Annotated in this window: 1 protein-coding gene; it reads right to left on the bottom strand. The window is 43.6% G+C overall.

Features of this window, described 5'->3' with window-relative positions; all coding sequences use genetic code 11:
* On the bottom strand, window positions 1–259 hold a 259-nt coding region (locus AAEY75_RS15925; protein ID WP_352260136.1), incomplete at both ends, for a hypothetical protein.

Below are 259 nucleotides of genomic sequence, written 5' to 3'. Positions count from 1 at the left end.
GATTGATAACCCATCGATATAATCAGGTTGATAAACAACCCCTAAAGTATAACTTTTTGACTCTTCGGCCTTTAGCTCGCGGTTACCACCACTTAACCCTTCAAGGGTTTTATCGTCGTAGTCAGCATCAAAACCAGCTGGGATCCCCAATGCTGTACAATTGGCTTGGCGTAGGGTTGGATCGGCTAGGTCATTTAAGTTTTTAGCACGGCAAGAATCATTCACGTTGAAGAAATTTTGGCTTGCTGAGCCATAAAGC

The organism is Psychrobacter sp. TB55-MNA-CIBAN-0194 (assembly GCF_040309505.1).
GTDB lineage: Bacteria > Pseudomonadota > Gammaproteobacteria > Pseudomonadales > Moraxellaceae > Psychrobacter > Psychrobacter fozii.
This window is presented reverse-complemented; position numbering and strand designations above follow the sequence as displayed.